This window comes from Sphingomonas sp. BK036 (assembly GCF_004216825.1).
Lineage (GTDB): Bacteria > Pseudomonadota > Alphaproteobacteria > Sphingomonadales > Sphingomonadaceae > Sphingomonas.
The window spans coordinates 1440643-1458277 of sequence record NZ_SGXR01000003.1 but is presented as its reverse complement, the minus strand read 5'-3'; the positions used below and the strand labels follow the sequence as shown (position 1 = coordinate 1458277).

Annotated in this window: 19 protein-coding genes; 10 read left to right on the top strand and 9 right to left on the bottom strand. The window is 68.3% G+C overall.

The window, feature by feature from the left end; all coding sequences use genetic code 11:
• The first annotated feature begins 222 nt into the window (after positions 1-222).
• Genes EV283_RS06975 through EV283_RS06965 form a run of 3 tightly spaced genes read left to right on the top strand, consistent with a single transcriptional unit; the run spans position 223 to position 2557 of the window.
• Positions 223-1005, top strand: coding sequence for an exodeoxyribonuclease III (locus EV283_RS06975; RefSeq protein WP_130323715.1), 783 nt, complete (start codon positions 223-225; stop codon positions 1003-1005).
• Complete coding sequence (gene ribA / locus EV283_RS06970; protein WP_130323713.1) at positions 1002-2048, top strand: GTP cyclohydrolase II; 1047 nt, start codon at positions 1002-1004, stop codon at positions 2046-2048. The genes EV283_RS06975 and ribA overlap by 4 nt, the downstream gene beginning before the upstream one ends.
• A 32-nt stretch (positions 2049-2080) precedes the next feature.
• On the top strand, positions 2081-2557 hold the full coding sequence (locus tag EV283_RS06965; RefSeq protein WP_165391703.1) for a YdcF family protein: 477 nt from the start codon (positions 2081-2083) through the stop codon (positions 2555-2557).
• A gap of 186 nt (positions 2558-2743) precedes the next feature.
• On the opposite strand, the gene EV283_RS06960 is transcribed toward EV283_RS06965, so the two are convergent.
• On the bottom strand, positions 2744-3406 hold the full coding sequence (locus EV283_RS06960; protein ID WP_130323709.1) for an HAD family phosphatase: 663 nt from the start codon (positions 3404-3406) through the stop codon (positions 2744-2746).
• The gene (locus EV283_RS06955) at positions 3403-4077 is read right to left on the bottom strand and encodes a YggS family pyridoxal phosphate-dependent enzyme (RefSeq protein WP_130323707.1); all 675 of its coding nucleotides are present in this window, start codon (positions 4075-4077) and stop codon (positions 3403-3405) included. The genes EV283_RS06960 and EV283_RS06955 overlap by 4 nt, the downstream gene beginning before the upstream one ends.
• A 22-nt stretch (positions 4078-4099) precedes the next feature.
• On the opposite strand from EV283_RS06955, the gene EV283_RS06950 reads away from it, so the two are divergent.
• A complete protein-coding gene (locus EV283_RS06950) occupies positions 4100-4618 on the top strand; it encodes a thiamine phosphate synthase (RefSeq protein ID WP_347400207.1) in 519 nt (172 codons plus the stop codon).
• A 214-nt stretch (positions 4619-4832) separates the two neighbouring features.
• Here EV283_RS06950 and EV283_RS06945 read toward each other — a convergent pair whose 3' ends face one another.
• A complete protein-coding gene (locus tag EV283_RS06945) occupies positions 4833-5540 on the bottom strand; it encodes a hypothetical protein (RefSeq protein WP_207223041.1) in 708 nt (235 codons plus the stop codon).
• A gap of 291 nt (positions 5541-5831) precedes the next feature.
• On the opposite strand from EV283_RS06945, the gene EV283_RS06935 reads away from it, so the two are divergent.
• Genes EV283_RS06935 through holA form a run of 4 tightly spaced genes read left to right on the top strand, consistent with a single transcriptional unit; the run spans position 5832 to position 10408 of the window.
• Positions 5832-6263 (top strand): DUF3576 domain-containing protein, encoded by a 432-nt coding sequence (locus EV283_RS06935; RefSeq protein WP_056419732.1) that lies wholly within the window; start codon positions 5832-5834, stop codon positions 6261-6263.
• Between the two features lie 10 nt (positions 6264-6273).
• Positions 6274-8865, top strand: a complete 2592-nt coding sequence (leuS, locus tag EV283_RS06930; protein ID WP_130323703.1) for a leucine--tRNA ligase — start codon at positions 6274-6276, stop codon at positions 8863-8865.
• Positions 8862-9392: an LPS assembly lipoprotein LptE gene (gene lptE / locus EV283_RS06925; RefSeq protein ID WP_056419252.1), complete on the top strand. Its 531-nt coding sequence runs from the start codon at positions 8862-8864 to the stop codon at positions 9390-9392. The genes leuS and lptE overlap by 4 nt, the downstream gene beginning before the upstream one ends.
• A complete protein-coding gene (gene holA / locus EV283_RS06920) occupies positions 9389-10408 on the top strand; it encodes a DNA polymerase III subunit delta (protein WP_130323701.1) in 1020 nt (339 codons plus the stop codon). The genes lptE and holA overlap by 4 nt, the downstream gene beginning before the upstream one ends.
• A gap of 289 nt (positions 10409-10697) precedes the next feature.
• Here holA and EV283_RS06915 read toward each other — a convergent pair whose 3' ends face one another.
• From EV283_RS06915 to EV283_RS06890, 6 genes are read right to left on the bottom strand one after another with little or no spacing between them, the layout of a single operon-like run.
• Positions 10698-11597, bottom strand: a complete 900-nt coding sequence (locus EV283_RS06915) for a ParB/RepB/Spo0J family partition protein (RefSeq protein ID WP_056419246.1) — start codon at positions 11595-11597, stop codon at positions 10698-10700.
• A complete protein-coding gene (locus EV283_RS06910) occupies positions 11594-12376 on the bottom strand; it encodes an AAA family ATPase (RefSeq protein ID WP_130323699.1) in 783 nt (260 codons plus the stop codon). Before EV283_RS06910 ends, EV283_RS06915 begins: the two co-directional genes overlap by 4 nt.
• Positions 12373-12993: a 16S rRNA (guanine(527)-N(7))-methyltransferase RsmG gene (gene rsmG, locus EV283_RS06905; RefSeq protein ID WP_130323697.1), complete on the bottom strand. Its 621-nt coding sequence runs from the start codon at positions 12991-12993 to the stop codon at positions 12373-12375. Before rsmG ends, EV283_RS06910 begins: the two co-directional genes overlap by 4 nt.
• The gene (gene mnmG / locus EV283_RS06900; protein ID WP_130323695.1) at positions 12990-14825 is read right to left on the bottom strand and encodes a tRNA uridine-5-carboxymethylaminomethyl(34) synthesis enzyme MnmG; all 1836 of its coding nucleotides are present in this window, start codon (positions 14823-14825) and stop codon (positions 12990-12992) included. The genes rsmG and mnmG overlap by 4 nt, the downstream gene beginning before the upstream one ends.
• A gap of 54 nt (positions 14826-14879) precedes the next feature.
• Positions 14880-16157: a tRNA uridine-5-carboxymethylaminomethyl(34) synthesis GTPase MnmE gene (mnmE, locus tag EV283_RS06895; RefSeq protein ID WP_130323693.1), complete on the bottom strand. Its 1278-nt coding sequence runs from the start codon at positions 16155-16157 to the stop codon at positions 14880-14882.
• A 7-nt stretch (positions 16158-16164) separates the two neighbouring features.
• Positions 16165-16398: a DUF6489 family protein gene (locus EV283_RS06890; RefSeq protein ID WP_130323691.1), complete on the bottom strand. Its 234-nt coding sequence runs from the start codon at positions 16396-16398 to the stop codon at positions 16165-16167.
• Between the two features lie 14 nt (positions 16399-16412).
• Between EV283_RS06890 and EV283_RS06885 the strand changes: the two genes are divergently transcribed.
• Complete coding sequence (locus tag EV283_RS06885) at positions 16413-16928, top strand: methylated-DNA--[protein]-cysteine S-methyltransferase (RefSeq protein ID WP_242615822.1); 516 nt, start codon at positions 16413-16415, stop codon at positions 16926-16928.
• Entirely contained in the window at positions 16925-17626 is a 702-nt protein-coding gene (locus tag EV283_RS06880; RefSeq protein ID WP_130323689.1) for a dienelactone hydrolase family protein, read from the top strand. Before EV283_RS06885 ends, EV283_RS06880 begins: the two co-directional genes overlap by 4 nt.
• Positions 17627-17635 lie beyond the last annotated feature (9 nt).

The following is a 17635-nucleotide window of genomic DNA, read 5'->3' as shown; positions in this document are numbered from 1 at the left end:
GAACGCTGAGTCGGCCCTCGCTCCATGCCCCCGGAGCGGGGGTCATTCGCGTAGAGCGGCAGGCAAAAGCATTTTGCCCGACTCGCTCAAGCGCGGCCGGCGAGCCCCCTCCTTCTCTGGGGCTCGGTCGACGACAGTGGCTTCGCCGATGGCGCCTTCTACCTTCTTCAAAGCTCCAGACGCTTGCTTGTCCCGCCCCCCACGCGACGCTACATCGCGGCTGTGAAAATCGCCTCCTGGAACATCAACTCGGTCCGGTTCCGGATCGCCATCGTCGAACAGTTTCTGCGCGACGAGCAGCCCGACATCCTGTGCCTGCAGGAAACCAAGGTCATCGACGGCGACTTCCCGTTCGAGGCGTTCCGCGCGCTTGGCTATGAGCATATCGTCCTGCACGGCCAGCGGATGCACCACGGCGTCGCGATCCTCAGCCGCGTGCCGATCGTCGAGGACGACCGGTTCGACTGGCAGGCGAACAGCGAGGCGCGCCATGTCGGCGTCCGGCTGCCCAACGGCGTCCGGCTGGAAAATGTCTACATCCCCGCCGGCGGTGACGTGCCCGACCGCGAGGCGAACCCCAAATTCGGCCAGAAGCTCGATTTCCTCGAGCGGATGACGACCTGGTCGGAGACGCTCGCGGGGCCATCGATCCTGGTCGGCGATTTCAACATCGCGCCGCTCGAATCGGACGTGTGGAGCCACAAGCAGCTGCTCGACGTCGTCAGCCATACGCCGATCGAGGTCGAGGCGCTCGCGCGGTTGCAGGCGGCGGGCGACTGGGTCGATCTCGGTCGTCGCTTTCACCCGGCGCCCGCGCGGCTCTACACTTGGTGGAGCTACCGCGCGAAGGATTGGGAGGCGTCGGATCGCGGGCGGCGGCTCGATCACATGTGGGCCACCGGTGCGGCCGCGGACGCCGCGGTCGAGCATCACGTATATGAGCGGTGCCGCAGTTGGCTCAAGCCCTCCGACCACATCCCGATCCTCACCGAGTTCGCGTTTTGAGCGATCCGCGCGCTGCGGCCCGCGCGGTGGATGCGTTGCGGCGCGGGTGGCCGATCGCGATCGACGGGCTGGTCCTGCTCGCGGTCGAGACGGCGGACCCGACGCGACTGGCGGCGTTCGATCCGGACGCGACGGGCGGCGTCCTGATATCGTCGGGGCGTGCCGCGACGTTGAAGCTGGCGAACCAGCTGGCCGCCGCGGATCCGACCGAGCCCGTGCTGGTCGATCGCGCGCCGTGGATCGACTTTGCCGCGGCGACCGCGCTGGCCGATCCGCAATTCGACCTGGCGACGCCGATGAAGGGGCCGTTCCGGACGATCCCGGTCGCCGATCCGCAGGCGGCCGCGGCGGCGCTGCGGCTCGCGCGGATCGCCGGGCTGTTGCCCGCCTTCTTCCTCGGCACCGGCGAGCCCGAGGTCGCGATCGCCCACGCCGACATCGACGCGCACGAGGATGCGACTCGCCTGACTCTCGCGACGCGCGCGCGCCTCCCCGTCGAGGGCGCGGAGGATGCGGAGATCGTGGCGTTCCGCAGCCCCGAAAGCGGCGACGAGCATATCGCGTTGCTGATCGGCCAGCCTAATGGGGAGCCGCCGCTCGTCCGGCTGCACAGCGAGTGCCTGACGGGCGACGTGCTCGGCAGCCTGAAGTGTGATTGCGGGCCGCAGCTGCACGCCGCGATCCATGCGATTCGCGACAGTGGTTGGGGTATCCTGCTGTATCTGCGGCAGGAGGGGCGCGGGATCGGGCTGGTCAACAAGCTGCGCGCCTATGCGTTGCAGGACCAGGGCTATGATACGGTCGACGCGAACACGCGGCTGGGCTTTGCGGTCGATGCGCGCGATTTCGGCGTGGCGGCGCGGATGCTGACGTTGCTCGGGCAGCGCGAGGTGCGGTTGCTGACGAACAACCCGGCTAAGGTCGCCGGGCTGGCGGCCGCGGGCGTGACGGTGATCGAGCGCGTGCCGCATTTCTTGCCGTCCAATCCGCATAACGCGCAGTATCTCGCGACGAAGCGCGATCGCACGGGGCACCAGTTCTGACCGACATCCCGCCTTCCAGACGCCTGATCGTCGTGTTCGGCGCGGCGGTCCGTCCCGACGGCAGCCCGAGCCCGACGCTCGCGCGGCGGATCGCATTCGCGGCGGCGGCGGCGGCGCGCTATGTCGATGCGGACCTGTTCTGCTCGGGCGCGAAGGGCGCGCATGGGCCTTCCGAGGCGTCGGTGATGGCGGAAATGCTGGCCGAGACGGTCGACCGGTCGCGGATCCACCTCGACGAGGCGAGCGTCGATACGTTGCAGAGCGTGGTCGCCGCGACCGCGTTCGCGCGGGCGGGCGACTATGCGCAGTGCATGATCTGTACCGACGGCTATCACCAGCCGCGGATCCGGATGCTGTTCACGATGCTGGGGATGCCCGCGAGCGCGATCCATGTGCCGCATGGCGGGAGCCGTCGGTATCAGCTGAAGATGCGGACTCGGGAGGCAGCGGCGATCCCGTATGACCTGGTCGCGGGGATCGGGGCGATCTGGCGGCGCAAGCGGGGCTAGCGGGCACTGCGGACGCGTTGCGTTTGCGTCGTCCTCAGGCGGGCACCGCCCCGGCCAAGGCCGGGGCCGATGTAACGAAGGTCCGCCCGCCGTTATTGCCGTTCCCCGACTGGACCCCGGCCTTCGCCGGGGGGGGGGTAGCTATCACTGGCTGGCTTGTCCCCGACGTCAAGAACCGGGGCGAGCTTATCCCAGCAGCCGCGCGACGTCGTCGAAGCTCTCTGCCAGCGCGTCGACGCCGATCGCCTTCAGCCGTGCGCCATGTTCCGCGTTGCAATGCGAGCCCGCGGACAGGCCGATGACATAGCCGCCAGACGCCACCGCGCCGGTCGCGCCGACGGGCGAATCCTCGAGGATCGCGGTCCGTGCGATGTCGACGCCGAGCTGGCGCGCGCCGAACAGGTACAGATCGGGCGCAGGCTTGCCGTTCGTCACATGCTCGCGGCCGCTGTAGAGATGGTCGCCGAACGCGTCGCGCAGGCCGATATGCTCGAGATGGCGCGCGATCCAGCTGACCGGGCTCGACGAGACGATCGCCTTGGGCAGGTCGGCGGGGAGCGACCGAACGAACGCCACCGCCCCCTCGATCGCGTCGACGCCCGCGGCCATGACGCGCGCGTCCTCGGCCTGCCGCGCGGCGTAGAAGTCGTCGGGGAGTGGCCGATCGATCCAGCGCTCGACCGCGTCGATGAACTGCGGCCCGGCGAGCCCCATGAAGTTCGCCATCGATTCCTCGGCGGTCGTCGGATGGCCCGCTGCGGTGAGCCACTCGGCGATGTGGCGGTTGCCGACCGCTTCGCTGTCGATCAGGACGCCGTCGAAGTCGAACAGCAGCGCGTCGAACGTCATGCCGCGACGCCCCGCGCACCGAACAGCGCGCTGCCAATGCGGACATGAGTCGCGCCGATCGTCACCGCGGTCTCGAAATCGTCGGACATCCCCATGCTGAGCCCGGTCAGCCCATGGTCGCGCGCAAGCTTGGCGAGCAGCGCGAAATAGGGTGCGGGTTCGATATCGGCGGGCGGCAGGCACATGAGGCCAGCGATCGGCAGCCCGGCGGCGCGCGCCTTTTCGAGCAGCGCGGGCAGATCGGCGATCGCGCAGCCGCCCTTTTGCGGTTCGTCGCCGATATTGACCTGGAGGAAGCAGTCGGGACGGCGATCGCCCGCGGCCATCGCCTTGCCCAGCGCCTCGACCAGCGAGGGGCGATCGACCGCATGGATGCAGTCGAACAGCGCGACCGCCTCGGCGGCCTTGTTCGACTGGAGCTGGCCGATCAGGTGCAGTTCGACGTCGGGATAGGCCGCGCGCAGGGCGGGCCATTTCTCCGCCGCCTCCTGAACGCGGTTTTCGCCGAACACGCGCTGGCCCTGTTCGAGCAGCGGCACGATCGCGTCGGCGGGGTGCGTCTTGGAGACCGCGATCAGCGTGACGTCGGTCACGCGGCGATCGGCGATGTCGGCGGCCTTGGCGATCCGGGTGCGGATGGACTCGAGCGGCGTGGTGTCGTCAGATGTCATGCCCCGCGCTATAGGCAGCGACGTGTCGGTTCGAAAGCCCATCCCCGAGCGCTGGTTGATGACCGACGAGCGGATGGGCGACGCCTTGTGGCCCGCGCTCCGGCGATTGCCGCCCGGATCGGGCGTGGTGTTTCGCCATTACGCGACACCGGCGGCGGCGCGACGCATGCTGTTGCGGCGGATTCGACGGTTGGCGCACGCGCGGCGGCTGGTGCTGGTGGTGGCCGGGACCTCCGCGATTGGCGCCGATGGCGTTCATGGTGGCGCACGCACGCGCGGGATCAGGACATGGCCGGCGCACTCGCGGGTCGAAGCCTTGGCCGGCGAGCGCGCGGGGGCTGATGCGCTGTTCGTGTCACCGGTCTACGCCACGCGATCGCATGAGGGCGCGGTTGGATTGGGTCCGGCGCGGGCCGTTCGGATCGCGCGTGGGCTTGGTGCGAAGGTCGTGGCGCTGGGCGGGATGGACGCGGCGCGGTGGCGGCGGATCCGGCGGTTCGGGTTCCACGGCTGGGCCGCGATCGATGCTTGGATGCGCTAGGGTTGGCGAGGAGGTCGGCTGCTAGCGGCGAGCCCCCCTCCCCCGTCATCCCAGCGCACGCTGGGATCTCGTCGTTTGGCGGGTGTCGCGAGCCACGAGGGATACCCCAGCTTTCGCTGGGGTGACGGGTTTTTCGCTGGGGTGACGGGTTAAGGCGAAGTCACGCCAGATCGCTCTCTGGCCGGCATGCGCTCAACAAGCCGCGCCCCCGCGCTTAGAAGCGGAAGGCGGTGCCCAGATACACGGCCTGGCTGTCGCGACGATCGTCATCGACCTTCACGAAGCGCTCGCGGTCGGAGCGGTAGCGGACGCCGGCGGTCACGGCCAGGTTCCGCGTCAGCGAGTAGGAGCCGCCGAGATCAACCGAGTAGCTCGGCATCTCCTCGATCAGGTGCGGCGTGTTCGCCAGCGGGCGATCGGCGGCAGCCTTGACGGTGCCGCTGAACCGCTTGGCGCTGTAGCTGATCGCCAGATCGGCCGCCTGGCGGCTGCCCGGCAGGCCGCCGAGATCAAGCTTGTTCACGTCACCCGAGATCGCGAACCGCTTCCAGCCGACCGACATGCCGAGATTATACGCGATCGGCGCGATGCCGACGGTCGGCGTCGTCGATGCGAGACTGGCCGTGTTGGCGACACCGCGGTTGGTCTGCGCACGGACCGCGACGGTCACCGCGCGATTGTCCTGCCGCGTTTCGGCGGGGGTGAAGCGGAACCGGCCGGCGTCGAAGCCACCGCGCGCGAACATCGCGGCAAGGCGGGGATCGGCGGCGGCGGGGGTGAAAGAGCCGATGCCGCGGACGGCAGCGACGTTGCGCTTGGCGATCCGAGCAGGCTGTTCGCTGGCGCCGAAGGCGGGCGCGACGAGGGCCGCGGTGGCGACAAGCGCCCCGGCAACCACCCCGACAATACCCCCACGCGTCATCACAACGAATTTGTCCTTCGAATCCCGTAATCGGATCCTGTTAAACAGCACCTAACATGAATTGATCCCTAGCAAAGGCCGCAGACCTACGCATTATCCCCCATCGGCACCGAATTGTCCGACAGTGTTGCAATCAGCACACAGATCGCTGCGATAGCGCTACCGATCGCGGCCGTGTCCGCTGCCGAAGCGATACCCGCGCAGAGGCTCGTCTGCCTAAGTGGCGTCTGCTTGCGGGCGCGCGGGCACGCCTGTAGAGCAAGGGCTGATTTTCTTGCCAGGATGATGCCCATGTTCCGCCGCTCGCGTATCGCAGTCGTGCTGTTTGCCCTGCCTCTCGTCGCATGCGGCGGCGGTTCCGCCCGTCCCAAGGCCGATCTGGCAGCTTCGAAGATCACCACGATCGGCGTGAACAGCTATCTTTGGCGCGCGAGCCTCGACACTTTGGGCTTCATGCCGCTGCTCCAGACCGATTCCAATGGCGGCGTGATCGTCACCGACTGGTACACCAACCCGCAGACCCCGACCGAGCGCATGAAGGTGACCGTGTCGATCCTCGACCAGGATCTGCGCGCCGATGCGCTGCGCGTCGCGGCCCTCCGCGAAGTCAATCGTAACGGCCAGTGGGTGTCGTCGCCGGTCCAGGCCGCGACCACGCAGAAGCTCGAGGATATCATCCTGACCAAGGCCCGCGACCTGCGCCGCGCCTCGATCGCGGGCTGAGGGCAGACTCATGGCGTCGCGTTTCAATGCGTTGAAGGCGGACGCGGCGTGGCAGAAGGTCTGGGACGAACGCAACACGTTCGCCGCTGACGATTCTTCGACCAAGCCGCGCTCGTACGTGCTCGAGATGTTCCCCTATCCGTCGGGGCGCATCCATATGGGGCATGTCCGGAACTACACGATGGGCGACGTGCTCGCACGGTTCCGTCGGATGAAGGGCATGGAAGTGCTCCATCCGATGGGCTGGGACGCGTTCGGCATGCCCGCCGAGAATGCGGCGATGGAAAAGGGCGTGCATCCGGGCAATTGGACGCGCGCCAACATCGCGACGATGAAGGCGCAGCTGAAGCGGCTCGGCTTCGCGCTCGACTGGACGCGCGAACTGGCGACGTGCGAGCCCGACTATTACGGGCACGAGCAGGCGCTGTTCCTCGACCTGTTCTCGGCGGGGCTGGTCTATCGCAAGGAATCGGCCGTCAACTGGGATCCCGTCGACATGACCGTGCTCGCCAACGAGCAGGTGATCGACGGGCGCGGCTGGCGCTCGGGCGCGCTGGTCGAGCGGCGCAAGCTGTCGCAGTGGTTCCTCAAGATCACCGCCTTCGCCGACGAGCTGGTCGACGGTCTCGGCGCGCTCGAGCACTGGCCCGACAAGGTCAAGCTGATGCAGGAGAACTGGATCGGCCGGAGCCAGGGGTTGCAGTTCAAGTTCGCGCTCGCGGGCAATGCGACCGGCATCGACTCGGTCGAAGTGTTCACGACGCGGCCCGACACGATGTTCGGATCGAGCTTCGTCGCGGTCGCTGCGGATCATCCGATCGCGCGCGCGATCGCCGAGACGAACCCCGATGCGGCTGCGTTCATCGAGCTGTGCAAGCGTGGCGGCACCACCGCGGCGGAGCTCGACACGCAGGAGAAGCTGGGCTTCGACACCGGGATCCGCGCGACGCATCCGCTCGACAAGAGCTGGGAGCTCCCGGTCTACATCGCGAACTTCGTGCTGATGGAATATGGCACGGGCGCGGTGTTCGGCGTGCCCGCGCATGACCAGCGCGATCTCGATTTTGCGCGCAAATACGATTTGCCGGTCAAGCGCGTCGTCAGCGAAGGCGATGACGAGGCGCCCGTGTTCGTCGGCGACACCGCCTGGACGGGCGCCGGCAATCTCGTGAACTCGCACTTCCTCGACGGGATGGACATCGAGGACGCCAAGCGCACCGTGATCGAGCGCGCCGAGGGCGAAGGCTGGGGCAAGGGCACGACCGTGTTCCGCCTGCGCGACTGGGGCGTCAGCCGCCAGCGTTACTGGGGCACGCCGATCCCGATCATCCACTGCGACGCGTGCGGCGCGGTGCCGGTGCCCAAGGACCAGCTGCCGATCGTCCTGCCCGAGGACGTCAGCTTCGACATCCCCGGCAACCCGCTCGATCGCCATCCTACGTGGAAGAACGTCCCCTGCCCGTCCTGTGGCGGTAACGCGCGGCGCGAGACCGATACGCTAGACACGTTTGTCGATTCGTCGTGGTATTTCATACGCTTCGCCAGCCAGCCGGACGCCAAGCCGTTCGACCGGAGCGGCGCGGAGAAGTGGCTGCCGGTCAACCAGTATATCGGCGGCGTCGAGCATGCGATCCTGCATCTGCTCTATGCGCGGTTCTGGACGCGCGCGCTGAAGCATATCGGCATGCTCGACATCGCCGAGCCGTTTGCCGGGCTGTTCACGCAAGGCATGGTTACGCACGAGACGTACTACCAAACAAGTAACACTCGGTCTGAGCGTCCAAGCACTGTGAATCCCGACACAGTAGTTACGGAGACATCTTCGGTCCGGACCTGGTTATCGCCCAATGACATCGAACGTCGCGACGGTAAGGTCTTTCGCGTTGGGACCGACGACGAAGTCGAAGTCGGTCGCGTCGAGAAGATGTCGAAATCGAAGAAGAACACGGTCGATCCCGAGCCTATCGTCGACCAATATGGTGCCGACGCGGTACGCTGGTTCGTGCTCTCCGACTCGCCGCCCGAGCGCGATCTCCCCTGGAGCGAATCGGGCATCGAAGGCGCCTGGCGGTTCGTGCAGCGTCTCTGGCGGCTGATAGAGTCCGACGACGCGGCAAAAGCCGAAGGTGAGGACGTCGCGTTACGCAAGCTGTGCCATCGCACCACGGTCGGAATCGAGAGCGATATTAATGCCTTGCAGTTCAACAAGGCCGTCGCGCGGCTGTATTCGCTGTGCAGCGCGATCGAGAAGGCTCCCCCCTCCGCGGATCGCGAACAGGCGGTCCGCACGCTGCTGCTGCTCGTCAGCCCGATGGTCCCGCACGTCGCCGAGGAAGCCTGGGCGACCGCGGGCAATGACGGCCTGATCGCCGACGCCGCCTGGCCGATCGTCGATCCCGCGATGCTCGTCGACGACGAGGTCACGATCGCGGTGCAGGTCAACGGGAAGCTGCGCGATACGCTGGTGTTCCCCAAGGGCGCGCCCAAGGACGATGTCGAAGCGGCCGCGCTCGCCTCGGAGAAGATCGTCCGCCTGCTCGAGGGCAAAGCGCCCCGGAAAGTGATCGTCGTGCCCGACCGTCTCGTGAACATCGTCGCATGAAGCGGCTGGCGATCCTCGGCGCGTTGGCGCTGGCACCGCTCTTGTCCGGCTGCGGGCTGCATCCACTCTATGCGGGCGGCAGCAGCGGCCCGGTCGCGGGCGCGCTCGGGCAGGTCGAGATTGCGCCGATCGCGGGCAAGAATGGCTGGCTGATGGCGACGGCTCTCAGAGATCGCCTGCCCTCGAACGGCGCGCCGGCGCTGTACCGGATCGATATCCGCCTCGACGACCAGATTAGCGGGCTCGGCGTGCGGACCGACGACAGCGTCTCGCGCGAGCGCCGGACTCTGCGTGCGCGCTATCAGCTCGTGCGGATCGGCGACAATTCGGTGCTGCTCGATGCGACCGCGGGATCGGATGCCGGCATCGACGTCGTCCGATCCGAATATGCGACGATCGCGGCCGAGAATACCGCGCTCGAACGTCTGTCGGCGATCGTCGCGGACCAGATCGTCGCGCGCATCGCGCTGTACGCGCGCAATACGCCTGCCGTCGCCGCGGCGCAGGGCACCGCACCGGCGAAGTGAAGGCGTCCGCTGGCCAGATTCGCGGTGCGCTGGCCAAACCGGGTGCGGAGATCCGCCTGTACCTGCTGCACGGCCCCGACGAGGCGGGCGCGAGCGACCTTGCGCGCCTGCTCGCCAAGGCGATGGGGGCGGATGCCGAACGGGTCGATCTCGACGGCGCGACGCTCAAAGGTGATCCCAGCCGACTGACCGACGAGGCTGCATCGCTGTCGCTGTTCGCGGGGGCGCGGTTCGTCCGCGTCGCATCGGCGGGCGAGGAAAGCCTCGAGGCGTTCACCAACCTGCTGGCCGCCGAGCGTGTCGGCAATCCGGTCGTGGCGATCGCGCCGACGGTCAAGTCGACCGCAAAGATCGTCAAGCTCGCGATCGACTCGCCGCGCGCGATGGCGTTCGCGTGCTACGCGCCGACCGCGCAGGATGCCGAGCGGCTGGCGACGACGATCGCGGGCGAGAATGGGCTGCGTCCTGCCCCCGGCGTCGCGCGACGGCTGGTCGACACGACCGGCGGGGATCGCGCGGTCATTTCTCGCGAGATCGAGAAGCTCGCGCTGTACCTCGACGCGGCACCCGATCGCCCGGCGGACCTCGATCATCATGCGCTCGACGCGGTCGGTGCGGACTTGGGCGACGCGGAAATGAGCCGCGCGATCGATGCGGTGATCGAAGGACGCGTCGACGATCTCGGCGCCGAACTGGCCGTGCTCGAAGAAGCGGGGACGTCGCCGATCCCGTGGCTCCGCCAGCTCGTCCGCCGCCTCATCGCGTTGGCCGACATGCGCGGCGAGATCGACCGGGGGGACTCGGTCGATGCGGTGATGAAGCGGCACCGGGTGTTCTTCAAGGAAGAGGCCAGCACCGCGCGCTCGCTGCGCCGCTGGACGCCCGTCATGCTCGCGACGGCGATTCAGAGGGTCCGGACTGCCGAGCGTGCGATCATGGCGTCTGGCAATGCCGGTGGGGTTGTGGCCGAGGCCGCCGTTGTCGCGCTGTCGCAGGCAATCGCCCGGCGTAACTAGATTGCCGGCACGTCGCTCCTTAGTCTTCCTCCCCACAACCACCCCCACCCCGTCATCTCAGCGGAAGCCGGGACCCACGGTTGCGGTCCGCTTCACAAGAGAACGAGCCCTGTCCATGGGTCCCGGCGTGCGCCGGGATGACGGGGGGGGGGGGGGGAGGGAGCGGCCACCATCCGCCGCCCCCTCCCCCCCGTTCGTCCTGAGCGAAGTCGAAGGATGGTCCGATACGCAGGTGCTTCGACTTTGCTCAGCACGAACGGAGGGGGATCGGTCCGGGCTCGCGCGTGACCTAGATCGCGCCACCCGTCAGACGCTGGCAGACCATGTCGAGCTGATCCAACGTCGAGTAACTCAGCGTCAGCGTGCCCCCGGTCTCGGTATGCGCGACGCGCACCTGCAACCCCAGAAGGTCCGCCAGTTGCCGCTCCAGCGCCGCGATGTCCGCGTCCGGGATCCGCGGCTCGGACGGCCCGCCGCTGCGGTTCCGCCCGGGCTTTGCGTCGCGCGCCAGCTTCTCGGTCTCGCGCACCGATAGCCCGCGCGCGACGACCTGATCCGCCAGCGTCTCGACATCGGGCGAGCCGAGCAGCGCGCGCGCGTGGCCCATCGACAGCGATCCGTCGACCACCTGCGACTGGACCTGCGCCGGCAGCTCGAGCAGGCGCAGCAGATTCGCGACATGGCTGCGCGACTTGTGGACGATCTTGGCGAGCACCTCCTGCGTATGGCCGTACTCGCCGGCCAGCCGCTGATACGCCTGCGCCTCTTCGATCGCGTTGAGATCCTCGCGCTGGATGTTCTCGATCAGCGCAATCTCGAGCGTCTCGGCGTCGTCGAAGTCGCGGACGACCACCGGCACCTCGTGCAGCCGCGCGCGCTGCGCCGCGCGCCAGCGACGTTCGCCCGCGACGATCTGATAGTCGTGACCATGCGGCCGGACGACGATCGGCTGGATCAGCCCGCGCGACGCGATCGACGCCGCGAGTTCGTCGAGCATCGCCTCGTCGAAATGCCGGCGCGGCTGATCGGGATGCGGCGACAGCGAACTGACCGGGAGCATCCGGACGCCCGACGACTGCGGCGCGGGCGCGCCATCGGCGGAGACCGGCGTCTCGCGCGCCATCTCGCCGAGCAGCGCGTTGAGGCCCCTGCCCAGCCCCGGCCGTCCGCGCTTGTTACCCTCGCTCATGCGGCCGCCTGCGCCGACGCCGGAAGACGGCTGATCAGCTCACGTGCCAGCGCGATATAGGCCTGCGAGCCTGAGCAGCGGTGATCGTAGATCAGCGCCGGAAGCCCGTGGCTCGGCGCCTCGGACAGCCGCACGTTGCGTGGGATGACCGTTTCGAACACCACTTTCCCCAATACCGCACGGACGTCCGCCGAGACCTGATCGGTCAGTCGGTTGCGCCGATCGAACATCGTCAGCGCGACGCCCAGGATCGACAGGCCCGGATTGAACCGCTGGCGGATCCGCTCGACCGTGCTGAGCAACTGCGACAACCCCTCGAGCGCGAAGAACTCACACTGGAGCGGTACGAGCAAGGAATCCGCCGCTACCATCGCGTTGATGGTCAGCAGCCCAAGCGACGGCGGGCAATCGATCAGCGCGATATCCCACGCCCCCCGCGCGACCTTCATCGCTCGATCGAGACGGTGCGTGCGTGCGTCGAAGTCGACCAGCTCGATCTCGGCCCCCGACAGGTCGACCGTCGCGGGCACGATATCGAGCCGCGGCACGCGCGTATGGACGACCGCATCGTCGATCGATGTCTCGCCGATCAGCACGTCGTAGCTCGACCGCTCGCGCTGCGAATGACCGATGCCGAGCCCGGTCGACGCGTTACCCTGCGGATCGAGATCGACCAGCAGCACGCGCATGCCCGTCGCCGCCAGCGCGGTCGCGAGATTGATTGCGCTGGTGGTCTTGCCCACCCCACCCTTTTGATTGGCGACCGCGATGGTGATCATCGCGCGCTTACCCCATCCAGAACCACGATCGACGACTCCGGGTTCGTGACGCTTTGTTCCACGTGGAACATAAACCGCCAATGCTGCTTGAGCGCGGCCAGCTCTTCCTCATCGAAACGCCCCCGAGGAAGCAGCCACCGCGTCTCCTTTGTGGCGCAGTGCGCCGCGCCACGCAAAAGGTTTTGCAGCGACGCGACCGCGCGCGCCGAAATGATCGCGGCGTCGGCCGTCGCATTCTCGACCTTCGAGGCGTGGACACGGACCTGTCCGCCGAGCCCGAGACGGGCGACGCAGAGCTGGAGGAAGTCCGCCCGGCGACGACGCGGCTCGACGAGATCGACTGGCCCTCCGCGCACGAGCGCGACGACCATGCCGGGAAAGCCCCCGCCCGTGCCGATATCGAGCCAGCGTTTCGCGCCCGTGTCGGCGCCCGCGAGCGGGACGAGCTGGAGCGAGTCGATGACGTGGCGATCCCAGATCGTCGGGATCGTCGACGGCGCGATCAGATTCTGGTGCGGTGTCTCCGCGACGACCATGTCGACGAACGCCGCTAATCGCTCGGTCGCCTCGGGGCCAAACCTGTCGGTGACCCAGGCCTTTGCGTCGTCTTCGGTCATGCGGGCACTCGTTTCGTATGCAGTAGGACCGCCGACAATGCGGCGGGCGTGATCCCGCGGACGCGGGCGGCAGCGGCCAGCGAGGTCGGGCGAGCGGCGCTCAGGCGATCGATCATCTCGTTCGACAGGCCGGGTATGCGATCATAGGCCAAGTCCTCGGGGAGGCGGATCGCCTCGTCGGCACGCAGCCGCGCGACCTCCTGCGCCTGCCGTTCGATATACGGCGCGTAGCGGGCGTCCTCTAAGACTTCGTCAACGACCGCGGTCGGAATAGCATCGGCGGCATCCGGCGCGACATGCGCGAGCGTCACACCGTCAAACCGGAGCCAGTCGAACGCGCTCCGCCGCGCGCCGTCACGACCGATCCCCGCCCCCTGGTCGGCGACGTGGGTCGCGGTGCGTTCGCAGTCGAGCGAGGATCGGAAGCGGGCACGATGCTCGGCCAGCGCATGCTGGTGCGCGAGACGCTCCGAACCGAGGCACCCTGCCGCTTCGGCAATACCGCCAAGCCGCGTTTCGGCATTGTCCGCCCGCAGCGACAGGCGGAACTCGGCGCGTGCGGTGAGCATCCGATAGGGCTCGGTCACGCCCTGCAGCGTCAGGTCGTCGATCATGACGCCCAGATAACTCGACGCGCGATCGAGGATCACCGGTGCCAGCTCGCACGCATGGGCCGCGGCGTTGAGCCCGGCGACGAGCCCCTGCCCTGCCGCTTCCTCATACCCCGTCGTGCCGTTGATCTGGCCGGCGCAGAACACGCCATCGATCGCGCCCAGCGCCAGCCGCGTGTCGAGCGCACGCGGATCGATATGGTCATACTCGACCGCATAACCCGGCATCGTCATCTGCACGCGTTCGAGACCGGGGATGCTCGCGAGCATCGCGGCCTGGACCTCGACCGGGAGCGAGGTCGACAGGCCGTTCGGATAGACCGTCGAGTCATCGAGCCCCTCGGGTTCGAGGAACACCTGGTGCCCGTCGCGATCGCCGAAGCGGTGGACCTTGTCCTCGATCGACGGGCAATAGCGCGGCCCCGCCGCCTCGATCGCACCGGTGAACAGCGGCGAGCGATGGAACGCCTCGCGGATGATCGCGTGCGTCTGGTCGGTCGTGCGCGTGATCGCGCAGGCGATCTGTGGGAGCGGACGTGCGGGAGTCATCGGCGACATCGTCCAGGGGTCGAGGTCGGAGGGTTGCTCGGCGAGTGCACCCCAGTCGATCGTTCGCCCGTCGAGCCGGGGGGGCGTGCCCGTCTTCAGCCGCGCCATCGGCAGGTCGCGGGCGCGGAGCTGGTCCGTCAGCGGCTTGGCCGCACGCTCGCCGATCCGTCCGCCCTCTTCGCGATCGTCGCCGCGGAAGATGCGCCCGCCGAGGAACGTGCCTGTCGCCAGCACGACCGCGCGCGCCTTTACGATGGCGCCGTCCGCCAGTACGACACCCGCCATGCGATCGCCCTCGAAATGGAGCGCGGTGGCCTCCCCTTCGACGATCGACAGCCCCGCGGTCGCTGCCAGCATCGTCTGGATCGCCTGCGAATATCGCCGGCGATCGGCCTGGATACGCGGCCCCTGGACCGCCGATCCCTTGCTGCGGTTGAGCATGCGGTAATGGATCGCGGCGGCGTCTGCGGCGCGTCCGATCAGGCCGTCGAACGCGTCGACCTCGCGGACCATGTGGCCCTTGCCGAGGCCGCCGATCGCGGGATTGCAGGACATGGCGCCAATATGCCGCGCGTCGAACGACACGAGCGCGGTGCGCGCGCCCCTGCGCGCCGCCGCGGCTGCGGCTTCGGTTCCGGCATGGCCACCGCCAACCACCACTACATCGAACATGCCACCGCCCTAGAACGGCGCAGGGAGCGCGTCAAAGATGTTCCACGTGGAACATCACTTGCCGATGCAGAAACGCCCGAACAGCGCGTCGAGCATCTCACCCGTCGCGTCGAGACCGAGCACGCCCGCCAGGATCGCACGCGCCTGGCGGAGATGCTCGGCGACGATGAGTGCATCCGAACCGGGATAGCGCAGCGCGTCGACGGCGAGGCCGCATTGCCGCCGCTGGTGCGCCTTGAGCACGATCGCGTCGCTGCGCGGGAGCATCGCCGCCGCGCGGCCATGCAGGGCGGCCCATAGCCGATCGAGCGAGCCGCGGTCGGTCTGCGCGATGGCGAGCGCGCGGCCTGCCGGGATCTCGCCCCGCCCCGGCAGGTCGGCACGCGCGTGTATCCAGATCGCGTCCGCGCGCGGCGGTGGCGTGTCGGCCAGCCAGAGGACGATGTCCGCAGCGGCAATCGCATCCTCGGCGCGGGTCACGCCGATCGCCTCGATCGGGTCCTGCGTGTCGATCAGCCCCGCGGTATCGGTCAGCACGTAGGCGACGCCGTCGCGCGTCACGGGCAATTCGATCCGGTCGCGCGTCGTCCCCGAGATCGGCGAGACGATCGCCGCGTCGCGCTCGCCGAGCAGATTGAGCAAGGTCGACTTGCCGCTATTGGGTGGGCCACCGATCACGACACGCAGGCCGTCCTTCAACCGCTCGACCGGTGGCGCGGCGACCACTGCCTCGATCTCGGCGGCAAGCGCCCCCACCCCGGCGACGATCGCGTCGAACGCCGCGCTGTCGCTGGCGACGTCGTCCTCGTCGGCAAAGTCGAGTATCGCCTCGATCCGCGCGGACAGCATCGCGACCGAGTCCATCCAGCCGCGCACCGCCTGGCTGACCCGCCCTTCCGCCGCGGTCATCGCCGCAACGCGCTGCCCCTCGGTTTCGGCTTCGAGCAGGTCGGCAAGACCCTCGGCCTCGGTGAGATCGATGCGGCCGTTGGTCAGCGCGCGGCGGGTGAACTCGCCGGGTTCGGCGGGACGAAGCCCGGCGACCGCGGCCAAGGCCTGCTCGACTGCGGCGATCACGGCGCGACCGCCATGGCAGTGGAGCTCGACGAGATCCTCGCCGGTCGCGGTGTTGGGGCCCGGGAAGACGAGGACGAGCGCGCGGTCGAGCAAGGCGCCGCCCGCATCGCGCAAACCCCGCAGGCTCGCGTGACGCGGCGCGGGCAGCGGCCCTGCCAGCGTCTGCGCCGCGGCGAACGCGTGTGGGCCACTCACCCGGACGACGGCGATCGCCGCGGGCGGGCGCCCGCTCGAGACCGCGAAAATCGTTTTCACGGGAAACTCAGCCGCTTTTGGTCGCGGTGTCGAACAGGCGTTTCCACATCGCCATCCCCGCCTCGCCCATGGGCTGCCACCCGCGCATCATCGATTCAAGCATCTCCGGCTTCATCTGGCCGTCGGGGATCGCGTCCATTATCATCGCAACATAGCGATCATGGATCGGCGTCAGATCGGGCAGGCCGACCGCGCGGCGCGCTTCTTCCGGGGTGCATTCGATCTCGATGTTCATCTTCATGTGCGGCACCCCCGATGACGCTTGAGCGGCCGATCGGGGCGCTGCATAGCAAGGCCATGTATGCGCGCGATGCCGCCTCGATCGCAACGCCAATCGGGCTGGTCCGCGTGACCGGTACCGCGGACCGGATCGACTCGATTGCGATACTGGCGGGCGGCGAGGCCGTCCCGAGCGATGCGCCGGCGATCCGCGAGGCGCTGCGACAGATCGAGGCGTATTTCGCGAAGCGACTGACGACATTCGATCTGCCGCTCGCCCCCTCGCCTACCGATCGCGGTGCGATCCTCCGCCAGGGAATCGTCGACACCGGTTATGGCCAGACCGCAAGCTACGGCGCGCTCGCCACAGCGATCGGGTCGAGCCCGCGCGCGATCGGCCAGGCGTGCGCGCGCAATCCGTTTCCGATCATTGTCCCCTGCCACCGAATTCTGGGAGCCGGGGGCAGGCTTGGTGCGTATTCCGCGGGCAACGGCCCCATCACCAAATCCAGGCTGCTCGACCACGAACGGCCGCAAGGAGGATTGCTATGACGAACACCACCACCATCTCGACGCTCGCCGGCGATGGCGACTTCGCCGCGTATCGCGCAACGCCGGCCGGCACGCCCAAGGCTGCGATCGTCGTCATCCAGGAGATCTTCGGCGTGAACGCCGGTATCCGCCGCAAGTGCGACACGCTCGCCGAAGCCGGCTATCTGGCGATCGCGCCCGACCTGTTCTGGCGGCTCGAGCCCGGCATCGAGCTCGATCCCGACATCAAGCCCGAGTTCGACCGCGCGCTCGAACTGATGGGCCAGTTCGACCAGGACAAGGGCATCGCAGATATAGAGGCGAGCATCCGCGCGGCGCGTTCCGAACTGGGTGACGGCAGCAAGGTCGGCGTGGTCGGCTACTGCCTCGGCGGTCGCCTCGCATTCATGACCGCGGCGCGGACCGACGTCGATGCGAGCGTCGGCTATTACGGCGTCGGGATCGACGGCCTGCTGGGCGAGAAGAACGCGATCGCGCATCCGGTGCTGCTGCACGTTCCCGAGGAGGATCACTTCGTCGACAAGAATGCGCAGGCCGCGATGCACGCCGGGCTCGACGATCACCCCAAGGTGACAATCTTCGATTATGCGGGCGAGGATCACGGCTTCGCGACCGAGTTCGGCGAGCGTCGGTCGGACGCGTCGGCGAAGCTGGCCGACGAGCGGACGGCCAAGTTCTTCGCAGAGCATCTGGGCTAAGGGCGCGCC